The organism is Helicobacter muridarum, from assembly GCF_000765805.2.
Classification (GTDB): Bacteria; Campylobacterota; Campylobacteria; order Campylobacterales; family Helicobacteraceae; genus Helicobacter_A; species Helicobacter_A muridarum.
The window spans coordinates 38,518-57,535 of record NZ_JRPD02000013.1; the positions used below are offsets into that span (position 1 = coordinate 38,518).

General features: G+C 30.3%; 22 protein-coding genes and 4 pseudogenes. 10 read left to right on the forward strand and 16 right to left on the reverse strand.

The window, feature by feature from the left end; translation table 11 throughout:
* Positions 1–86 precede the first annotated feature (86 nt).
* The 6 genes from LS73_RS06355 to LS73_RS06380 all read left to right on the forward strand — a co-directional run bounded on the left by LS73_RS06355 (position 87) and on the right by LS73_RS06380 (position 6,021).
* The gene (locus LS73_RS06355; protein WP_052089579.1) at positions 87–539 is read left to right on the forward strand and encodes a MerR family transcriptional regulator; all 453 of its coding nucleotides are present in this window, start codon (positions 87–89) and stop codon (positions 537–539) included.
* Between the two features lie 48 nt (positions 540–587).
* The gene (locus LS73_RS06360; protein ID WP_034557816.1) at positions 588–1,631 is read left to right on the forward strand and encodes a DNA adenine methylase; all 1,044 of its coding nucleotides are present in this window, start codon (positions 588–590) and stop codon (positions 1,629–1,631) included.
* The gene (locus LS73_RS06365) at positions 1,619–2,539 is read left to right on the forward strand and encodes a DNA adenine methylase (RefSeq protein ID WP_034557815.1); all 921 of its coding nucleotides are present in this window, start codon (positions 1,619–1,621) and stop codon (positions 2,537–2,539) included. Before LS73_RS06360 ends, LS73_RS06365 begins: the two co-directional genes overlap by 13 nt.
* Before the next feature lie 9 nt (positions 2,540–2,548).
* Positions 2,549–4,423 (forward strand): AlwI family type II restriction endonuclease, encoded by a 1,875-nt coding sequence (locus LS73_RS06370; protein WP_034557814.1) that lies wholly within the window; start codon positions 2,549–2,551, stop codon positions 4,421–4,423.
* A gap of 471 nt (positions 4,424–4,894) precedes the next feature.
* Positions 4,895–5,077 (forward strand): hypothetical protein, encoded by a 183-nt coding sequence (locus LS73_RS06375; RefSeq protein ID WP_034557813.1) that lies wholly within the window; start codon positions 4,895–4,897, stop codon positions 5,075–5,077.
* A complete protein-coding gene (locus LS73_RS06380) occupies positions 5,068–6,021 on the forward strand; it encodes a vWA domain-containing protein (RefSeq protein WP_158654952.1) in 954 nt (317 codons plus the stop codon). The genes LS73_RS06375 and LS73_RS06380 overlap by 10 nt, the downstream gene beginning before the upstream one ends.
* A gap of 652 nt (positions 6,022–6,673) precedes the next feature.
* Here LS73_RS06380 and LS73_RS10255 read toward each other — a convergent pair.
* The 7 genes from LS73_RS10255 to LS73_RS06410 form a co-directional block, all read right to left on the reverse strand.
* Positions 6,674–6,811 carry a hypothetical protein gene (locus LS73_RS10255; protein WP_233708848.1) on the reverse strand — a complete coding sequence of 46 codons (138 nt, stop codon included), beginning with the start codon at positions 6,809–6,811 and terminating at the stop codon, positions 6,674–6,676.
* Positions 6,804–6,956, reverse strand: coding sequence for an adenine specific DNA methyltransferase (locus tag LS73_RS06390; RefSeq protein ID WP_081955546.1), 153 nt, complete (start codon positions 6,954–6,956; stop codon positions 6,804–6,806). Before LS73_RS06390 ends, LS73_RS10255 begins: the two co-directional genes overlap by 8 nt.
* Positions 6,956–7,093 (reverse strand): hypothetical protein, encoded by a 138-nt coding sequence (locus LS73_RS09840; protein WP_158654953.1) that lies wholly within the window; start codon positions 7,091–7,093, stop codon positions 6,956–6,958. The genes LS73_RS06390 and LS73_RS09840 overlap by 1 nt, the downstream gene beginning before the upstream one ends.
* A 45-nt stretch (positions 7,094–7,138) precedes the next feature.
* Entirely contained in the window at positions 7,139–7,417 is a 279-nt protein-coding gene (locus LS73_RS06395; protein ID WP_034557810.1) for a type ISP restriction/modification enzyme, read from the reverse strand.
* A 17-nt stretch (positions 7,418–7,434) separates the two neighbouring features.
* Positions 7,435–7,659 carry a hypothetical protein gene (locus LS73_RS06400; protein ID WP_034557809.1) on the reverse strand — a complete coding sequence of 75 codons (225 nt, stop codon included), beginning with the start codon at positions 7,657–7,659 and terminating at the stop codon, positions 7,435–7,437.
* 407 nt (positions 7,660–8,066) lie between these two features.
* Positions 8,067–8,387, reverse strand: coding sequence for a restriction endonuclease subunit S (locus tag LS73_RS06405; RefSeq protein ID WP_052089578.1), 321 nt, complete (start codon positions 8,385–8,387; stop codon positions 8,067–8,069).
* A 204-nt stretch (positions 8,388–8,591) separates the two neighbouring features.
* Complete coding sequence (locus tag LS73_RS06410; RefSeq protein ID WP_034557807.1) at positions 8,592–8,825, reverse strand: hypothetical protein; 234 nt, start codon at positions 8,823–8,825, stop codon at positions 8,592–8,594.
* Positions 8,826–8,975: 150 nt separating this feature from the next.
* Here LS73_RS06410 and LS73_RS06415 point away from each other — a divergent pair.
* From LS73_RS06415 to LS73_RS06430, 4 genes and pseudogenes are all read left to right on the forward strand, one after another.
* A pseudogene (locus LS73_RS06415) lies at positions 8,976–9,484 on the forward strand (DNA methyltransferase); the annotation flags it as partial.
* A gap of 73 nt (positions 9,485–9,557) precedes the next feature.
* Positions 9,558–9,878: a hypothetical protein gene (locus LS73_RS06420; protein WP_034557806.1), complete on the forward strand. Its 321-nt coding sequence runs from the start codon at positions 9,558–9,560 to the stop codon at positions 9,876–9,878.
* Positions 9,879–9,915: 37 nt separating this feature from the next.
* Positions 9,916–10,416, forward strand: coding sequence for a hypothetical protein (locus tag LS73_RS06425; RefSeq protein WP_138070003.1), 501 nt, complete (start codon positions 9,916–9,918; stop codon positions 10,414–10,416).
* Positions 10,406–11,290 (forward strand): DNA-methyltransferase, encoded by an 885-nt coding sequence (locus tag LS73_RS06430; RefSeq protein ID WP_034557801.1) that lies wholly within the window; start codon positions 10,406–10,408, stop codon positions 11,288–11,290. Before LS73_RS06425 ends, LS73_RS06430 begins: the two co-directional genes overlap by 11 nt.
* Positions 11,291–11,679: 389 nt before the next feature.
* Here LS73_RS06430 and LS73_RS06435 read toward each other — a convergent pair whose 3' ends face one another.
* From LS73_RS06435 to LS73_RS09930, 9 genes and pseudogenes are all read right to left on the reverse strand, one after another.
* On the reverse strand, positions 11,680–12,762 hold the full coding sequence (locus tag LS73_RS06435; RefSeq protein WP_233708849.1) for an aldo/keto reductase: 1,083 nt from the start codon (positions 12,760–12,762) through the stop codon (positions 11,680–11,682).
* Between the two features lie 166 nt (positions 12,763–12,928).
* Positions 12,929–14,296, reverse strand: a pseudogene (locus tag LS73_RS10535) (biosynthetic peptidoglycan transglycosylase).
* Between the two features lie 113 nt (positions 14,297–14,409).
* Complete coding sequence (locus LS73_RS06445) at positions 14,410–15,234, reverse strand: aldo/keto reductase (protein WP_034557799.1); 825 nt, start codon at positions 15,232–15,234, stop codon at positions 14,410–14,412.
* An 82-nt stretch (positions 15,235–15,316) separates the two neighbouring features.
* Entirely contained in the window at positions 15,317–15,652 is a 336-nt protein-coding gene (locus tag LS73_RS06450; RefSeq protein ID WP_034557797.1) for a YnfA family protein, read from the reverse strand.
* A 465-nt stretch (positions 15,653–16,117) separates the two neighbouring features.
* Positions 16,118–16,821, reverse strand: a pseudogene (locus tag LS73_RS06455) (hypothetical protein); the annotation flags it as partial.
* Complete coding sequence (locus tag LS73_RS06460; RefSeq protein ID WP_034557949.1) at positions 16,818–17,246, reverse strand: Panacea domain-containing protein; 429 nt, start codon at positions 17,244–17,246, stop codon at positions 16,818–16,820. The pseudogene LS73_RS06455 and the gene LS73_RS06460, both read right to left, overlap by 4 nt.
* A gap of 173 nt (positions 17,247–17,419) precedes the next feature.
* Complete coding sequence (locus LS73_RS10000) at positions 17,420–17,950, reverse strand: hypothetical protein (RefSeq protein WP_052089604.1); 531 nt, start codon at positions 17,948–17,950, stop codon at positions 17,420–17,422.
* 441 nt (positions 17,951–18,391) lie between these two features.
* The gene (locus LS73_RS06470; RefSeq protein WP_034557948.1) at positions 18,392–18,742 is read right to left on the reverse strand and encodes an Abi-alpha family protein; all 351 of its coding nucleotides are present in this window, start codon (positions 18,740–18,742) and stop codon (positions 18,392–18,394) included.
* 84 nt (positions 18,743–18,826) lie between these two features.
* Positions 18,827–19,018: pseudogene (locus LS73_RS09930) on the reverse strand (hypothetical protein); the annotation flags it as partial.

Below are 19,018 nucleotides of genomic sequence, written 5' to 3' on the forward strand. Positions count from 1 at the left end.
AGACATTAAGTATAAAGATTTATAATTACATATAATCTAAAGGCAATACAAGAAAAATAAATACAAGCATCAATAGGGGAAATACAATGACTTACACAATTTTAGAAGCAGAGCATAAGAGTGGCATTCCCTCCCGCAAGATTCGTTTCTGGCTAGATAAGGGTCTTTTTCCGCAGATTTATAAGAATAAAAATGGTGTGCGACTCTTTAGCGCAAAAGATATTGATTGGCTTTGTTGGATTAACCTTTATCGTGAGCTTGGAATGAGCATCAAGGAGCTTAAATATTATAAAGATCTTTGTGATAAGGGTGATGAAACTTTACAAGAAAGACTTAAGATTATTCAAGAACAAAAGAAAAAGAATCTTGCACAACTTACAAAGGCGCAAGAAAATATATTAATGCTTGAATATAAAGAGGATCTTTATACAAAGCTTATTGAAAATGGAACGGATTATAGGCATTCTAGCTTTGATGAATGCAAAATCGCAATGAAGAAAAAGATAAATTTAGCAGCTTTTAAAACTGAAACTAAGTAGCGCACTAAAACCAAAATCAATACGCTCAAATTTAGCATTAAGGGTTTTATGTTCTCTCTTGCAAATCGCCGTTATACAGGAGCAAAAACAAAGCTTTTAGATTCTATTGATAAGAGTATTTTAAAGAATTTTGATTATAGGAATAAAAGCAATCTTAGCTTTTTTGATGTGTTTGCTGGCACGGGTGTGGTGAGTGAGTATTTTGCCAAGAAACCGCAATTTAGCCATTGTGTAATGAATGACTTTTTGCATTCAAATTTTGTGATTTATCAAGGATTTTTCGCTCAAGTTAGATACGATAAGGAGAAGTTAGAAGCCTTAAAGCAAGAGTTTGCCACTTTGGATTCCAAAAAATTACTAGAGAATTACTACTCAAAGCACTTTGGGGGTAAATTCTTTAGCCAAGGCGATAGCAAGATTATAGGCTTTATTCGTGATAGACTAGACAATCTTTTAGAGACAAAAGCGATAAACAAACAGGAGTTTTACATACTTTTAAGTTCCTTACTTTATAGCACAGATAGAATCGCAAATACGGTGGGACATTATGATGCCTATCGCAAAAAGATAGTATTACAAGATAGATTTCACTTTGAGCTTATTTCACCTTTGCAAACATACTCAAGAATTGAGATTTACAAAGAAGATTCTAATGCTTTAGTGCAATATTTTGTGAAGCAAAAAAGATATATTGATATAGCCTTTATTGACCCGCCCTATAATTCTAGGCAATATAGCAGATTCTACCATTTGCTAGAAAATTTAGCCCAAAATAAAAAGCCAGAGCTTTATGGAGTAGCATTAAAGCCAAAGCCTGAAAATTTAAGCAAATATTGTAAAGCAGAAGCAAAAGAAGCATTTAGAGATTTAATAGAGTCCTTAGCAAAAATATCTAAAATACTTGTGGTGACTTATAATAATACTTATAGTGCAAATGCAAGAAGCAATGCAAGATTAAGCAGTGCAGAGATAATAAATATTTTAAAGAGTGTAGGAGAATTAAAGATTTTTGAATATGATTTCAAAGCCTTCAGCAGCGGTAAAAGCAATTTAAGCAATTACAAAGAAAGGGTATTTATATGTCAAGTGTAAATCCTGTAAATCCCCATTCCTTTATCGCAAGTCCGCTTAATTATATCGGTGGCAAATATAAACTTCTTTCGCAAATTTTTCCTCTTTTCCCAAAAGATATAAATCTTGCTTTAGATCTATTTTGTGGTGGGGCAAATGTAGGCGTGAATTTTGATGCCAAAAAGATTATTTTAAACGATTCTTTAATAGAGCTCACACAATTTTACCAAGCCCTGCAAAATGAAAAATTACAAAACATTTTTGAGAATATTTGGCATATTATTGATTCCTTTAACTTATCAAATTCAGCAAAATATGGCTATGAGTTCTATCAATGCAATAGTGCAAAAGGTTTATCAAGTTATAATAAAGAACATTTTTTAGCCCTAAGAAATCATTATAATCAAACAAAAAATCCACTTGATTTGTTTGTTTTAATTATTTTTTCCTTTAATAATCAAATCAGATTTAATAGCAAAAGAAAATTTAATCTACCTTGTGGAAAACGAGATTTTAACAAAAATATGCAAGAAAAATTAAGGCAATTTACTATTAATTTACAAAGCAAAAATATTCAAATTTTAAATGTGGATTTCAGAAAGTTTCCCTTAGATATTTTGGATTCCAAAAGCTTTGTTTATATTGACCCACCTTATTTTTTAGCTACTGCTCCTTACAATGAAAACAATGCTTGGGGATTGCAAGACGAATTAGATTTATTAGAGTTTTTAAATATTTTAGATTCTAAAAAGATTCGTTTCGCTCTCTCAAATACAATTTTTCACAAAGGCAAAGAGCATACAATTTTACAAAATTGGTTAGAAAAAAATAAGCAATTAAAGATACATTTTTTGGATTTTTCCTATAAAAATTGCAATTATCAAACCAAACGAGCGGATTCTGTAGAAGTGCTAATTGCAAACTATTAAGGCAAAGCAATGAGATATGATTATTTTGGCAACACGAGTTTAAGGGTAAAGAATTTACTTTATAATTTTGAAAGTCAATTACTTTTATTTGAAGATCTTTTTAAGAATACAGATGAAACTGATGTTTGGGCTAATGATTCGGAATTACAACTACGATATTTGGAACTTTTAGAGCAACATAATCTTTTAGAATCTAAAAATAAAACCACGCATCTAGGCACTAAAGATGCAAGGGTAAAGTCTGCTCCTCTAGAGGATTACAATCTTATTAAACGCAAAGACAAACAACTAACAAAGCAAGGCTATGAACTCTTAAATCTTATCAAAAATCAAAGCTATAAAATCAATAATGAATTTTTGCAAATTGATTTAATTTCTTTATTCTTTCTTAAAGCAACACTTAATTTTTCAAAAAGTGATAATTTATTGCAAAAATATTTAGAAATTTTTAAACCATTTAATGGAAATTTAGATATTGAGATTTTTACACTTTTGCCACTTGTGAATAACTTTAAAAACACACAAGATTTCATACAAACTTTACAGAATAAAACAACTATACAAACTTTACTTTTACAAGATTCCGCTTACAAGCAAAATTTGCAAATATTTCTAAATGATTTAGAAAACAATGCTTTGAGAGTTGATTATTTCAAAACAGCAAAGGGTGAAAAAACAGCTTTAAGTATTGTTAAAACATTACAAGAAGTATTTTTACCTTTTAAGGACTCTAAAAACACACAAGATTTAGAAAAATTATTCAACCCAAATGAATATGAAGATTTTAAGAAACTTTATTTGCCTTATCTTACTAAGCAGAATAAAAAAGCAGATAAAATTAAAGATTTAACAAAGTTTTGTGAAGGAAGTTTAGAGGAATTTGGCAAGAGATTTTTTAAATTTATTTTTGAAGCGAGAATATGGGCAAATTTACATGATTATTTGGATTTGAATCGCAGATATTTAAATCTTACAGGTATTTTTGAATTTGATAAAGACAAAGTGAGTGTTAATACAATTTTTGCAATCATCTTAAAACATTCAAAACATAATGAAATTTTAGAAAAAATAGCCAAAAACACAATTTCAGAGAAACTTTTAAGTGAATATTTTAATAACAAAGAATTTGAAAAATATTTTAAAGAATTGGGTATTGCAAATCATCAAGATATTAAGAATTACAAATATAATTTAGACAAAGAGAAGCTTGAAAATCTTTTGCAAACAAGATTTCAAAAAGAGTATATTATTGAAATCTTAAGGCTTTTTGAAAATAGAAAGAACGATAAACTTATATTTGAAAAAACAACCACAGAAGCTACAATTCCTACGATTTTTGAATACATTATTGCTATCGCTTGGTACTATATTGATAACAATAAAATTGAATGCATTTTACAAGCTGGGCTTAGCTTAGATTCTAATCTTTTGCCAAAATCCCACGCGGTAGGAGGAAATGCGGATTTTGTTTATAGCTATAAAAATCATCATTTAATGATAGAGGCAACATTGACAGAAAAGACAAATCAACGCAGGGCAGAAATGGAGAGCGTTTCAAGACATTTAGGAAATCTTTTGTTGAGTTTAGATTCAAATCGGCGATCAAAAAGTTATGGAATTTTTATTGCGCCTTATTTGGATAAAAATGTATTAAATGATTTTAGAAGTCGCCTAAATTGCTATTTTGAGAATGAAAATACATATATTTCAGGAATGAAAATTTTGCCATTAAGCACACAAGATTTAATTAAAATTTTAGAATCTAAATCAAGCTACAACGATCTCTTCCCAACATTCCAAAAACTCCTCGCAAGTAGTGAAACTTGGGGTAGCAAATGGTATCAAACCCAAATAAAAACAATGATAAACAACTTACAATCTTAAAATAATTGCTCTATCTATCTGGTCTTGGGTCAATAATATATAATAAGATAAATCTGCCTACATCCACCCCCCCTCTTTCTACTACAATCTGCTTCATTTTTCATTCTATTTTATTTATTCTATTTGTAAGGCTTTTATACTCTTTAGCTCCTTTGAATTTATCCTTAATATTTTTGCCTCTTTTTTTACTCCCAAATGTCTTTTAATCAAAGCTTTTTACATTGTCTTTTTAAATACTACAAAGCAAAATCATATCATCTCACTTAATAAATAGGCTTTGTCTAATAGCGATTTTATCTATGACAATTATTTGTAGATGCACAAAGATAACAAAAGATGCTTTAGAGAAATGCCCTAAGCTATACTTGTTATAGAATCTACTTAGAATCAAAAAAATATCTATTTTATAAATAAAAGCTTAATAGAATCTTTTAAGATAATAAAATTCAAATAAGCACAAAAGGAGTTCAAATGCAATATTTTATGAAATTAATCTTGGCTAAATCTTTGTTTTGCTTTGTTCTTGTCTCTCATTTATGGGGTGCAGATATCACAGCAAATCCTGCGACAAAGATTCCAGAAGTCGATGAAAGCTCATTGAAACTATGCTTTCGCGTCTTATTTATGGAGCAAAATGTGATGAAATGGCGATGATTTCGCATTTTGACCCTAGTGTGCTTTGGGTATATGATAAAGATAAAATTAATATCAAAAATATCCCAGATAAAATCCGCTATATTCGCTTTGCAGGTAAGATTCTATCAGGTGGTATTTCGAACGGAAATAGCACCTATACAAGCCCTAGTAGAGACTTTTCTTATACACTTAATGGGACAGATTTAGAGATTACAAGTATTTGCGATAAACAGCATCTTACCTTAAACAATTACAACAAAGAAGAAGAGCCCTACAACCTCAAACTTCGCCCAAAACCAGCCAAAGAAGTAGCTATTGTAATCAATGTCGCAAATTCAATGAGAGATTATGTCTTTGCTTTTAAAGAGATTGCTCCATTTGTTGCTAAACATATACTTGAGGAAAACAAGGGCAATTATTCTAAAATCACGCTTGTAACCTTTAGCGATTATGAGGTAAAAGATTATGATGATATGTTTAGTACTAATGAATTTATCGATAATGTCAAAAAATTAAAGGTTACAGATTCCCAAACAAAATTTATAAATTACGCACTAATTGAGGCAATGAGGCATTTTACAAAGGATAATGGTTTGAAAAAAGAAATTTATCTAATTACTGATGGCAATCCAAGCGATATGAGAAGTGCGGAAAAAATGCTCTATCTCACAAAGAATCTTAATCGCAATATCGTGCAAAATAGCGGTGGCTCTAAGAAAAATTGGGTTACAATCCACACTATAGCCTTGAATAAAGATCTTAATGTCCTAAAAGAGCTTACTCTTGCTACAGGTGGGAATTTCTATGAGCCAAATGGATTTTATCAATTTAAAGAAATGATTTTAAAACTAAGTAATGATGGCAAAGATGTAAGTCCTAAAGAAATAGGCAATGAAATTGTGCCTAGTAAAACACATCAAATTTATGACCCTGATAATCCAGACAATCCGCCTAAAAAATAGAATCTTATCGTGCTTACTAATAAACTTGTATATAAAGTAAAGCAGACTAGTCTGCTTATATAATATTTTAAGTTTAGATTTCGGTAAGGATAAAAATGGAATCTAAGTTTTGCATTTTTGATCCCAATTCTAAAATATATCAAATGTAAGTATGTTCACTTTTTTGAAATATTCAAATATTCTAAAGCCTAATTTTGGATTCTTAGAGAAATCAATGATAAGAGTTTACTATTTTTTGAAATTATAAAAATTACACAAAACACAAATTAAAGTGCTATTTTTGGAAAAAGCAAGGGAAAAACTTCTAGTTTTATTAAATTAACTTTACAAAAACTAGCTTATTAGTATATATGATGAGATTTAAACTTTGCTACATAGGCAATCATTCGCCATAACCTAAACCCACATACGCCAATTTGCACTTACTCACTTTAAAGCTAATAAGGTGGCAAGATTTCATCATGGATTGCATAAATACATTTTGGATTTATATTTACACTAACTCAATATTTACAATTTGTTTTTCTATCTCTAGACTTTTATCTAAGCTTTAGATAACTTTTTGAAAGTATCTAAAATCTATCCCCTCTCCTTTGTAGCTTTTAAGGTATTTATTTAACACAACATAACCACCGATTTTATATTCTCAAACCTACCTACTCACATTGCAAAAATATAAGCTCTCATTAATAAAGTGCCTTTGTTCTGTCTCATCATAGGCAATCTTTTCAATTTTTAAGTTTTTGTTTTTAATATCTTTATATTGTGCCTCACCGATTGTCTTACTCATTCTTAGCTCCTTTGTTTATATAAAGTGGAAAAACATAGCTTCCGCTATCCACTAAATGCAAATCAATACTATTTTGGGTGATAAAAATATTGTTTATTTCTTGGAGTTTGCACCCTCTATCGCACACTAAGCCTAGATTTTGCATTAGATTCTCTCCTTGAGATAAAGCGCAAATATATGTCCAGCTCCAGTGTTGCCACCACCCATTAGACTTAAATCTACCAAAGTGTTCGTTAATATCGCATATTGCCAAGTCCAGATTAGTCTTGATTGTCTTGCCACATTTAGCCCTATATTACAAGCCATTCTCATGATTTTTACTCTCTCTTATTGTGAATCTTGCATTAAATGCACTTCTATTAACTGCATTCCTAGTTTGATTAATTGCAAAAACTTTTCTTTGGATTTTACAAAAGGCACTTTTGGGAAGTCAATTTTTAGAAAATCAATATACTTTTCTCTATAGTCATTATGGAATAGCACCGCATAAATATAGCCCAAAATCGCCTCGGGTGTAAAATGCTCTTGGTATTTAGAATCTATAAATTCTCTAAATTTAGGTGTGAAGTTTTCTACCCAATTGTTTTTGCCATTTTGAACCACCACTTTGTTATTTTGAACCTTTAGTAAAATATCTCTCTTAGAATCTTGTGAGATACTTCGGGCTTTACCCTTAGTATGGCAATCCTTAGAATCTTTAGTAGATTCTGTGTTTTTACATAAAGGGGGCTTACTTGCTCCCCTCCTCTGCGATAGAAATTTATATCTACTATTTTATCGCTTATGGCAACTGTATTAAATTCGTTATCACCTATCGCACTTGCTTGACGAGAAGTAAGCAAAGCCATATTCCCAAATCACCTAAAAAATGTCGAAATACATCATAAAGAGGCAAGTTCTTTAAGGATTTCATCAAAATTTCTTTGAAATAAAGTTCGATTTTAAATATTTTTACATTAAAAATAGATGCTTTTAAAATGCTTATCTCACATATCCATTTCTCCTTTTAGTAATTTTAGCAACATTATATCGCGCAAAGATTCTAGGTTTTGAATCTGCTTAGAATTATTGTAGATTTATCCAAATAAATCTTTACAAGATTAAAAACCTTGCAATTCTTTATAACTAGGCTTTAGAATTGGAATCTTTGAAAATTTTGTTGTATTGAGATTCGTTGTAGCTACTCCACCATTCTACATAGCCTATAGTTCATTAAATGATTCTTTCATAAAACAATACAAAAATATCTAAAACATTACTTTGGTAGAATAATGGAATTTATTTGTGAAATTTGCGTATTCAGAGAGACTCTTGCTGCTGAAATACAGCTTACACAAGTGCTTAATGGAGGTAAAGTTTTTGTTGGCTGAAAGGCTAAATCTTTTTGAGTTAATGTATCGGTGGCTTTAGTGATAAATGTGTTATGGTGCATATCAGGGATTTTTATAAAAGGAATCTCGCCATTAAAATATTCTTTTTGGGATTTTGGTAGAGTTTTACCACAAATTATATTCCCATAATCTCCTAATATAGAATCGTTTTTATAAGAGAGGAGGAGAGGAGCTTGAATGTGCAAGTATGGGTTAGTGCTTCGTTGATACGCAAAGTCGCTTTATCCCCATCTCAAACTCCCCCACCCCACCGAGACAATGCTTTTTTGGTTTGCAGGGTGTGTTAGCGATGGCAAAATAGACTTTTAAGTCTTTGTGTGTGCCATTTAAAAAATTATCCCAGCTATTCCATTGCATTTAGCTAGAGTCAATTTGTCTTATAGCTAAATTCATCTTTGCAAGTCGCCAAGTCGTTTGGTTATTCTCTTATCCATAAATAGAAATATCACTAATGTTGTCCTAATGGCTTTGCTCGTATAGCTCACTTTATGCAAACATTTTGCTGCTTCTACAACAAGGGCTAAACATATACCCAAAAGTATGGCTTTAGCATTACAACAAGGGGTTCTACAATGCTTTTGGGAGCGTAACACTGTTGCATCTTTTTGAAATTTAAAATCCATTTAGTATTATAATCCTGCCATTTTGTATTTCTTAAGGGGGAGTAGAAAATTTATTAAAGTGATTGGAATGCTCTTAAAATATCATGTGATTAAATTAAGATTATGCTTGTATAATACGATATGGAAAAAGAAATGACAAAGCCTCCATATTTGCGATTAAATCAAGTATTTTACAAATCAAGCCATAAAATGAACGAATTGCAAGATTGTAGTGTGCATTTAATCATCACTTCTCCGCCCTATTTTAATATCAAAGATTATTCCAAAAATGGCTATCAAACCACGCAACATTCACAATCTAACAAAAAGATTTGGTGGCAATCAACGATTATAAAGATTATATTAATGCCTTACTTCAAGTGTGGAAAGAGTGCTTTAGGGTGCTAAAGCCAAATGGCAAACTTTGTATCAATGTGCCTTTAATACCAATGCTTAAAAAGGATTTAAACACGCATTATAATCGCCATATTTTTGATTTGCAAAGCGATATTCAGCAGAGCATTTTAGAATCTACCCCTTTATTTTTGCTTGATTTATATATTTGGAATCGCACTAATGCAACAAAATCTCTAATATTTGGAAGCTATCCTTATCCAAGTAATTTTTACGCACAAAATACAAGTGAATTTATAAGTGTGTATGTTAAAGATGGCAAACCTAACTAAGATTCCACAAGAGATAAAATAGAAAAGCAAGCTTTTAGTATAATGCCAAAAAAGGAGTAATTAATTAGTGTGGCAAAATAATGATGAAATAAATTTTTTTGAAGGCGCATTGAGGGGTGGCTTTGCTACAGAAAAAGATTTGTTTTATAAAATTAACAATAAATCTCTAGCCTATATTCCAAAAAGTTGCAAAGATAATATTCCTACGCTTCAGTCAAGAGATTCTCTTATTGGTAGTTATACAGAAACTTGGTGTCAAAAATTATTGAAGCCTCTAGCTGATAAATTAGAGTTATTTGCTATAAATGGTGTAATATGCGAGGAATTAGGACTGATAAAGAGTTCGAGGGCAGATTTGGCGTTTTGCTCTACAAATGAAATCAATTAAAAAGCCAGTCAATATTAAGCTAATTTTTGAAACCAAAATGAGTATTGTTAATAATTATAAATTAATAGACAATGCCGTTAAATATGTCGGCGATTATACCATGCATAAGGCTTTGCCCTCATTAACAAGAAGTGATAGTGTATTAAAAGCTATAGGAAAAGCAATCAACATTAGGGTGAGTTCAGAATCTGCGAGAAAACTTCCCATTATTGTACTAGGCAATACACATATAAGCAATAATTATTTAGAAAAAATAGACCATTTGGGACAATATGGAATTTTGCAAAAAATAATTTCTCTCAATCCACATTTAAACTCTAACAAGGAATCTAAACTTAGATATTTTCAAACTCCAAAAGATACAAACGAACTCTATGAGATTTTAACAAAAGTCCCAGAAAGAGACTTTTATTATTTTTCAGCAATGATAGAAAAGCAAGCACTAGGGAAAATCATTAAGCAATCAAGCACTAAAGGCAATGAAATAAAAATTGCTGAAGCATTTTTAGAAAAATTAAAGGCTAATTATGACGCGTAATTCTCAAACATCATCATTTGGAGTAAGTGCTAGAATAGGACATAATTCTAGTAAATTTTATAATTCTAAACTCTATAAAGAGCTTGATATTAAGGCTGATAAAACAGCAAAAGAAAATAATATCGATAAAAATTATTTAGACAAAATTTATTTTCATAGTAGTGAAGCAATGAAAGAGTTGCCAAATAACAGTGTGCATTTAATGATAACTTCCCCTCCTTATAATGTAAGAAAGGATTATGATGATAATCTAAGTTTAAATGAATATCTCAATCTTTTAAGAAATGTTTTTGGTGAAACTCACAGGGTATTAGTTAATGGTGGTAGAGCATGTATAAATATCGCAAATGTAGGTAGAAAGCCTTACATACCACTTACAATGTATGTTAATCAGATAATGCTTGAGTTAGGGTTTTTAATGCGTGGCGAGATTATTTGGAATAAAAGTGCAAGCAGTGGAGTAAGTCTTGCATGGGGAAGCTTTAAAAGTGCGAGCAATCCTGTCTTGCGAGATACGCATGAATATATTTTGATTTTTTCAAAAGGTGATTTTAAGAGAGATAAAAATAATAAACAAGATTCTATTTCTAAAGAAAATTTTATGGAGTGGAGCAAGTCTATTTGGAGCTTTAGCGCAGTAAGCGCAAGAAAGATAGGACACCCTGCACCCTTTCCTTTGGAATTACCAAAAAGATTAATTGAGTTTTATAGCTTTGAAAATGATATTATTTTGGACCCATTTATGGGTAGTGGCACAACTGCATTGGCGGCAATAGAGCTTAATAGACATTTTATAGGTTATGAAATTAATGAGGAATACATAAAACTAGCAAATAGTAAAATCTTAAACAAGCAAAATGTGTTACTTAAGTAATTTGCCAAGAAAAATTTACAAGGTAACACATTATTTATGTGACTTAAGGCTTATATATTCAAATAGACAAAATGTTTATGAGGAGATAACCCCAAACTCAAATACTTATTTGTTTTAAAGCAATGCTGTTTTAAAAAGCACAACACCGCAAAAGCCATTGATAATTGGCAAAATCTCACTTTGACAATTATCAAAGAAGCCAAAATGGTGATTTGACTAATTTAAAGACAAAAATATAGTGCTTGATAATTTTGCGAATATTTTTAGATTCTAATGATGGCAAAGTAAATATAACATTTCTTTGCAAAATAAATGGCTATAATCAAGGCTTAACTTGGCTTGACAAAGCACCTTTCTTGCCTTTTTGCTATTTATCGTGCTTTAATACCTTAAAACTTATCCTTATGAATCTCAACTAAAAACTTCACCCTTTCTGGATCTTGATGATTAAAAAAGAGGCTTGTTTTGCTATCTAAACTAGCGATTGTCTGCATATCATCTTCACTTAGGGCAAAGTCAAATACATTGATATTTTCAATCATTCGCTCTTTGCGTGTGGTTTTTGGAATACAAATAATGCCTCTTTGAATCTGCCATCTTAAAATCACCTGTGCAACACTTTTATTGTATTTTTTGCCAATCTCACCAAGAGTAGGATTGCTAAACATATTGTTTCGTCCCTCGCCAAAAGGTGCCCAAGATTCCATAGCGACATTATATTCTTGCAAGACTTTTTGTGCCTCAAACTGCGCATGGAGAGGATTGCACTCTATTTGATTAAGGGTGGGTTTGATTTCATTGTTTAGGCAAAAATCCACGATTCTATCAGGATAAAAGTTACTCACACCAATAGCCTTAAATCTACCCTCTTTATAAAATCTACTAAGCGCCCTCCATGCCCCATAAGTATCATTATAAGGTTGATGAAGAAGCATTAAATCTACATAATCAAGCCCGAGTTTGCGTAAAGATTCCTCACATGCTTTAAGTGCTTTGTCTTCAGGGTAATTATTAATCCATAGCTTTGTGGTGATGAAAAGCTCTTCACGTTTTAACCCACCTTGCAAGGCGGTTTTTATCGCCGCACCCACACCCTCTTCATTAAAATATGCTTGGGCAGTATCAATGCTTCTATATCCCACAGAAATTGCATCCTCTACGCACCTTTGTGTTTCTTTTGCTTCTATTTGATACACCCCATAGCCTAAAATTGGCATTTTCACGCCATTATTTAAAGTGATAAATTCCATTGTGTCTCCTTTATTTTGTGAAATTTGTGTTTGGGATTCTACATTTTTTGCACCTTGATTTTGCGCTCCATTTGTAGAATCCTTAGAATCTGTTTTAGAATCACACGCACTTAAGGCAAAGCTGCTTAAACTTGCTACACTTGCCATTGTGCCAAATTTTACGCTTGTTTTTAGAAACTCTCTACGCGCTAAAGATTCTGTGGATTTTTGCTTCTTTTGCATTGCAGCTCCTTGAAAAATAAAATCCATTTGGCATTATAAATCCTGCCACCTAGTGTTTGTCAAGGTGGATTTAGGAATTTCAAGGATTTTTAGATTCTGTGGAATCTGGCTTTACAAAAACCCCCTTAGGCTAATGCCCTTAAAGTCTCACTTTTTTACCAAATACCTATAAGGTTTCTATAATTTCAAATCGTCTTTGTAGCATTTCTAAAATATTTTCTTCTTTGAAATATACTTGTATTTTTTCATCTTTATAAAATTTGTCATATATTTCAATAATTTCTCTAATATCAGTTTTGTCTAAAAATCCTTCTTTTTCTAGTCGTGCAATAATATCAATTACTTTTGGTAGCATTGTGCCACTTGTTATAGAAATACGCTCAATTAAGAAAAAACATTGTGCCTTTGAGGGATGTTTTATTTTAGTTCCATAAAAATGCTTCATTGCTTCAATAATGCCAAATATTTTATTATCAAAACGTACAGAATTTAAATAAACTTCTAATTGTTGTTCTTTGGCTAGAAATTTATTGAGCCAACAATAGCTTAAACAAATTTCAGCAAGTTTTCTTAGCTATATTTTTTTATCCATATTTTCAATAAACAAGGTTCTAAAAAGCTGTTGAGTGACAGTAGAACCACCAGAAAAAGGTATTGCTTTGATATAAGATATTTTTTTAATAAGTGGTATTTTTCTACCACGACATAATAAAGCCCTACTTGTTGCCTTCCAATCTACTCCTTTGTGTTGGTAAAATCTTTTATCTTCAATATTAATAAGCATTTGTTTAAGAATATTTAAATCAATCTGTTGCCTTTTAGATTCATAAACTGATAATTTGGCTCTATATAAAATATGTTCAAAATTATCTACAAATTTTATTCTAAGTAGTGTAAAAATTTTTCTAAATATAATTAAAGAGAAGTTTTCATTTAAATCTAAAATCCAATAAATATAAAGACAAATTAAAATTACAAATACAAATAGAGAAAAAATTAAAATATAGAATAAAGAATTTTTTGAAAGAAAACCTATGATACATAATGTTACAAAGCACAAAATAGGAACAATCCAATATAAATAATGAAAGTTTAATTTAATACTAAAAGGCAGACTAGATCCTTCAAGTATTCCTTTTTCAAATAAGAATTTTTGTGTCCCATAATCTATACCTAGCATTCGTCTTAAGATAACAATCTTTCGCTTTGCAAAGATAATAGCTTTTTGCCTGTCTGCAAAATTTTTTGTCATAAAGATAAATAACAAAATAATTAAAATTCCAACAAAATACCATATATATTTTGGATTTTCTATTTCTATATTTTTGGTAAATATATTTTCTAATTTTTCGCTCATTCCAGTTAAAAGTGAAATAAGAATAGCACCAAATGCAAGAATATATTTTATGAGATTATCAAAAATTTTTTCCTCACTTTCAACAATCTTGCAACAAAATTTATATTCTTCTAATGCAATATCTCTATTTTTGTTCTCATCAAAATAATAAGTTGGAAAATATTGCTGCCAATTCATTATTTCCTTTCTATTTTTATGTTTAATAGATTTTACATTTAATCTTATTATAGGGTTAAATTTATCTTAATATTTATTTCAAGATTATACCAAACTCGCCCTTAATTCAATTTTTAATAATTCGTCCAAGAAAATAAGCTTTTATTAGTGTCAAGTCCATTTAGAAACTCCATATCTTTTGGGCTTAAAGAGAAGTCAAAGATATTAATATTTTCTACCATTCTATGCTTTTTAGAAGTTTTTGGAATCACACTTATGCCTTGCTCAATGAAATATCGCAAAATGACTTGTGCGGGGGTTTTGTTGTATTTTTGCGCTATGCTTACAAGTGTGGGATTCTCTAAAATTGGACATCTAGCTATATTTTTCCCTGCGATAAAAGGACTCCAGCTTTGCAAAAGTGTGCCTTTAGCTTTCATTGCTTCTCTTAGGGGCTTTTGCTGCATTAGTAAATGCGTCTCACATTGATTAATCGCCGGAATTATCTCGCAAGTTTTGATAAATTCATTATATGCCTTTGCGCCAAAGTTTGAAATGCCAATACTCTTTAAGATTCCTTGCCTATAAAAGCCTTCCATTGCCCTATACATCGCCTTTGATTGTGCGTAGGGCATATGAATGAGCAAAGAATCAAGATAGCTAAGATTCAAAACTTTTAGCGATTTTTCAATACTCCTTTTTGCCTCCTCCTCACTGCTAGATTCTAAAAGCTTTGTTTGGATAAAGAATTCCTCGCGCTTAATTCCGCCTTTAATTGCGTTATTTATCGCTGCACCTAGCTCACTTTCATTGCGATACATTTGTGCGCTATCAAAGAGCCGATAGCCTACTTCTATTGCCTCACTCATCGCCTTTTTCCCCGCTCTTCCCGTGAGTGTATAAGTGCCAAGCCCAAGAATTGGCATTGTAATGCCATTATTGAGAGTGAGAGTTTGCATTATAATCCTTATAAAATTTGGTAAAAACTAAAATTAAATTTTAACTTTATAACTATTAACTCTTGACACATCTTAATTGGAATCAAAATATATTTCTTCGAGAGCCCCAAAGCATTATAAATACGCCACAAAAGACGCACAAAACACCAGATATATCCCAATGATTCGGGCTTTGACCCTCTATGAAATACAGCCACAGAAGCGAGGAGATGATATAGATTCCGCCATAAATCACATAGGACCTACCTGCAAAATCAAGACTTGTTTTGGTTAAAATATAGGCGAACAAAACCACACAAGAGATACCAAGTGCTAACCAAAGTGGTGATTTATGCGATTTAAAAACTAGCCAAAAAGAAAAGCAACCCAAAATCTCAAAAAATGCCGCTAAAAAATAAATACCAAATTCTTTAAGCATTATTCTACTTGCCTTTAACATCTGAAATATTAGTATTATAGTATTATTTAAATTCCATAATTTAATCTCCTAATTACTTAGATTTATATGATTTGTAGATTAATTTATCAATTTGGGATTCTATGGCATAGACGTTACATAGGAGTCTCTTTGGAGTCTCTTTCATTTTTAGATTTTCATCATACTTTCTAGTGAGATTAAAATCCTTAAGACTTCATGATAACTTAGCAAAATTTCTTTACTTGTCATATTGAGTATTCATAGAATGCGAAATATCTATTTTTGAGATTTTCTTTGAAATGCCTTGGTTAAAGATTTAGCATGATAAATAGAATACCCGCAATGATAAGGAAAAATTTAAGGACGACAAGTTGTTTTAATGTTTAGAATCTTATTAGATAAATTTATGATTTGGCACGCTAAAGATTGATTAGTTTCTGTGATTTTTGCGGATTGCAAGTCTTTGTATATTTCCAAACAAAAACCTACTATTAAAATAATACACACTATTATATTAAAGTAGATAATAAACTTGCATTGATTATCCTCTACACTTTTAACAAAAGCTATTTTAGAGATAAAGTTAAAAAGAAAATATAAAATATTTCCGAAAAATAAAGCTATAAAAGCAATAGCAAAAGCCAAACGATAAATGCTTGCCTTATCGATATTTGATAAAACAGAGGTTGAAAATACCAATCCACTAACAAATGCTAGAACAATAGAAGCAAAAATCCCTAAGATTGTAATATATTGACTTTGTTGTTTATCTAGATTTTCCTTTAATTCTTTATATTTTTTATCTAGTTCCTTAGAGGTATTTTTAATCTCATTAATTTTATTATCGGAATCTTGCAGCCTAATACATTCCAAGTTTATATGGTCATAAAGTTTTTCTAGTTCTAGTTTAATATCTTTAACTTTTTCTTTTTCTTCTATAATCTGTTCAAGTATTCTTATGTTCTGTGCAAGTGTCATAAAATCCTGCTCTTTATCCTTTGCAGAATTTAGAATAATCGTTGTGATTCTTGAGTATTTATGTCTATAATTTTCTTTATAAATTTCTTTAAGTTTATTAATAATATCTTCTTTTTCTATTTCTTTTACAATTTGCTTTTCACATATAGTTGCTTAACAATGCTTTCTAGCTTTATATCTTGGTTGTTCATTGAGATTTTGCTTCATCTTTTAAAAGTTTTTTGTTAATTATTTCTTTTTTATCTTCTTTAAAGCTTTTGTCCCAAGCTCCACCTTCTCTATGGCTTTTTTCAACCAAATTCCAATACGATTCTTGATTGCATTTATCAATAGACTGATTAATAATGTCCAACTCTTTTTTGGTGAGTTTTTCTGATATGATTTCTTTTTCTGGTTTATCAATGGAATTAGCTCCATAGTTGCGATATTCGTAATATACTTCTCTTACAACAGGTCCATACTTCCAAGCCTCAAAATCATCACAGATTAAATGCTTATCAAATTCTTTAATATAATCAAGCTCAGTAAAATATAAAGTTTTTTGCAATTCCAAATTACTTAAATCTTTATCAGATTTTTTAAGTATATATTTAGCCAATTCTAGAGCGCGTATCATAACTAAATCCATAATATAAACTTGAGCAATATTATATGCTTATATTATTTAATTTTATTTAGATTCTATGATTTTAATCTCTTTATTAGTAAGATTATAGAGATTATAGACTAAGCAATTAATGGCAGATTCTAAGGTTGAATGATAATATTTCTGTATTTAGCAGTTGATTATTACGTTTTATTGCTCGACAAAATTTCTTTATGTCTGTCTTCTGCTTCAGCTTTATTTTTAAAAAACTCTATCTTGCTTATAAATATATTGCCTATATGGCATTTTTTATTTAGTTGCCCCAATTTCAGTAAATCAGCTTCCAAGATAATTTTGCTCTTAAAACATCTTACAATTTTTATCATCAGAAGCAAAAAATAATCAAGTTTATAACAATATACTTCATTATCATTTCTAAATGCAGTTTGAACATAAACATTTGGAAAGCATTTGTATGGCTTAAGCCAAGCATTATTTTGCGTATGTCCATAAACAGCTATACCTTTGCTAGTTATTATAAATTTATAGTTCTCTAATGCTGCTTTACATAGTGCTAAGCAAAGAAATGATTCTCTAAATAATTCTCTCATGGCATCAAAATATTTAAAAAATGAATATCTTTTTATAAAAAACTGGATAGCCAAAATGATGATACTACCTATGCCACTAAAAGCCCCTATCTTAAATAGGGCAAAATCAAAAGTAATGCTCATTTAATTCCTTTCCATAAGCTTAATCTTGCTTTGCTTAGATTATAAAACACATACACTAATGTATCAATCTGGGATTGCAAAGCTAAGGCGTAAGCAGTGCATTTTTATAAAAGCTAACATTTTAAAAATTCTTCACATGTTTTACTGATACAAATTTCTGTAAAAGCTTTCCCGAAAGCATTAAGTTCAATTCTATAAAAATATTTAAGCACATTTTTATAGTTGTTATATTGTCCGTTTTTTAAAATTTCTTGTCCCTGTGTTGAATAGTATGAAACTAGATTACCATCAATTTCAAAAAACTTTCAGTTTGCTGATAATAAGAACCTGTTAACAATCCTAAAAGTGTAAGATGATTTTTGTAGATAGCGAAAAAATCTTTATTAATATGATATGAAACTTCAATGCATTCTTCTTCATATATGCCATTCTCATTAATTCTCATATAATAAATACAATCAATATAACGATATATTTTAAAAGTGTTAAGATTTCTGCTTCATCTTTAGAAATTTGCTCTAAAATTTTAGGGAATGCAGGACTTAGGAAGCCTTGTTTTGTTTTATCAACAGAACTTTGCAAGATATTGAAAAACATTTCGCCTAAAAGCGTTTCATCTTGATGTAAAGCTAAATTTTGCAATGTTGGTATAACAATATTTGGTTGTGCTTTGATTCTATTATCTTTTGATACATTATTTTCTATTCTTGTAATCCATTTTCCAAATCTGTCATTAAGTGTTTTTGTGGGATAGTAAATTGGTGCAAGAATAAGTTTGGCAATTTCGCCCAATGTTACACCTGCTTGTTGTGCTGCTGGCTATAAAATATCCTTATATACTTCTTTTAAATCAAAATTAATAGACATACTATCCCATTATTTGTTTATAATTTTTATCTCCTCTTCGTTTAAATTATACAACTTATACACTAATTTATCAATTTGGGATTCTAATTTGCTTGTGTCGGATATTTTGTCGTGTTGAGGGCAAATGCTCGAAACATCTCTTTGAGAATCCCTTGATTCTTTACTTAGAGATTCTTCACCTGCTAACGCAGGTTCAGAATG

Coding starts and splice junctions, on each gene's coding strand:
- LS73_RS06445 (WP_034557799.1), bottom strand. CDS start 15,234: ATGCAAACTCTCACTCTCAATAATGGCATTACAATGCCAATTCTTGGG.
- LS73_RS06390 (WP_081955546.1), bottom strand. CDS start 6,956: ATGCAAAATCTAGGCTTAGTGTGCGATAGAGGGTGCAAACTCCAAGAA.
- LS73_RS06400 (WP_034557809.1), bottom strand. CDS start 7,659: ATGGCTTTGCTTACTTCTCGTCAAGCAAGTGCGATAGGTGATAACGAA.
- LS73_RS06450 (WP_034557797.1), bottom strand. CDS start 15,652: ATGCTTAAAGAATTTGGTATTTATTTTTTAGCGGCATTTTTTGAGATT.
- LS73_RS06375 (WP_034557813.1), top strand. CDS start 4,895: ATGCAATATTTTATGAAATTAATCTTGGCTAAATCTTTGTTTTGCTTT.
- LS73_RS06365 (WP_034557815.1), top strand. CDS start 1,619: ATGTCAAGTGTAAATCCTGTAAATCCCCATTCCTTTATCGCAAGTCCG.
- LS73_RS06425 (WP_138070003.1), top strand. CDS start 9,916: ATGAGTATTGTTAATAATTATAAATTAATAGACAATGCCGTTAAATAT.
- LS73_RS10000 (WP_052089604.1), bottom strand. CDS start 17,950: ATGAGCATTACTTTTGATTTTGCCCTATTTAAGATAGGGGCTTTTAGT.
- LS73_RS06360 (WP_034557816.1), top strand. CDS start 588: ATGTTCTCTCTTGCAAATCGCCGTTATACAGGAGCAAAAACAAAGCTT.
- LS73_RS06355 (WP_052089579.1), top strand. CDS start 87: ATGACTTACACAATTTTAGAAGCAGAGCATAAGAGTGGCATTCCCTCC.
- LS73_RS06410 (WP_034557807.1), bottom strand. CDS start 8,825: ATGGATTTTAAATTTCAAAAAGATGCAACAGTGTTACGCTCCCAAAAG.
- LS73_RS06380 (WP_158654952.1), top strand. CDS start 5,068: ATGGCGATGATTTCGCATTTTGACCCTAGTGTGCTTTGGGTATATGAT.
- LS73_RS06435 (WP_233708849.1), bottom strand. CDS start 12,762: ATGCAAAAGAAGCAAAAATCCACAGAATCTTTAGCGCGTAGAGAGTTT.
- LS73_RS06370 (WP_034557814.1), top strand. CDS start 2,549: ATGAGATATGATTATTTTGGCAACACGAGTTTAAGGGTAAAGAATTTA.
- LS73_RS06430 (WP_034557801.1), top strand. CDS start 10,406: ATGACGCGTAATTCTCAAACATCATCATTTGGAGTAAGTGCTAGAATA.
- LS73_RS06460 (WP_034557949.1), bottom strand. CDS start 17,246: ATGATACGCGCTCTAGAATTGGCTAAATATATACTTAAAAAATCTGAT.
- LS73_RS10255 (WP_233708848.1), bottom strand. CDS start 6,811: ATGAGTAAGACAATCGGTGAGGCACAATATAAAGATATTAAAAACAAA.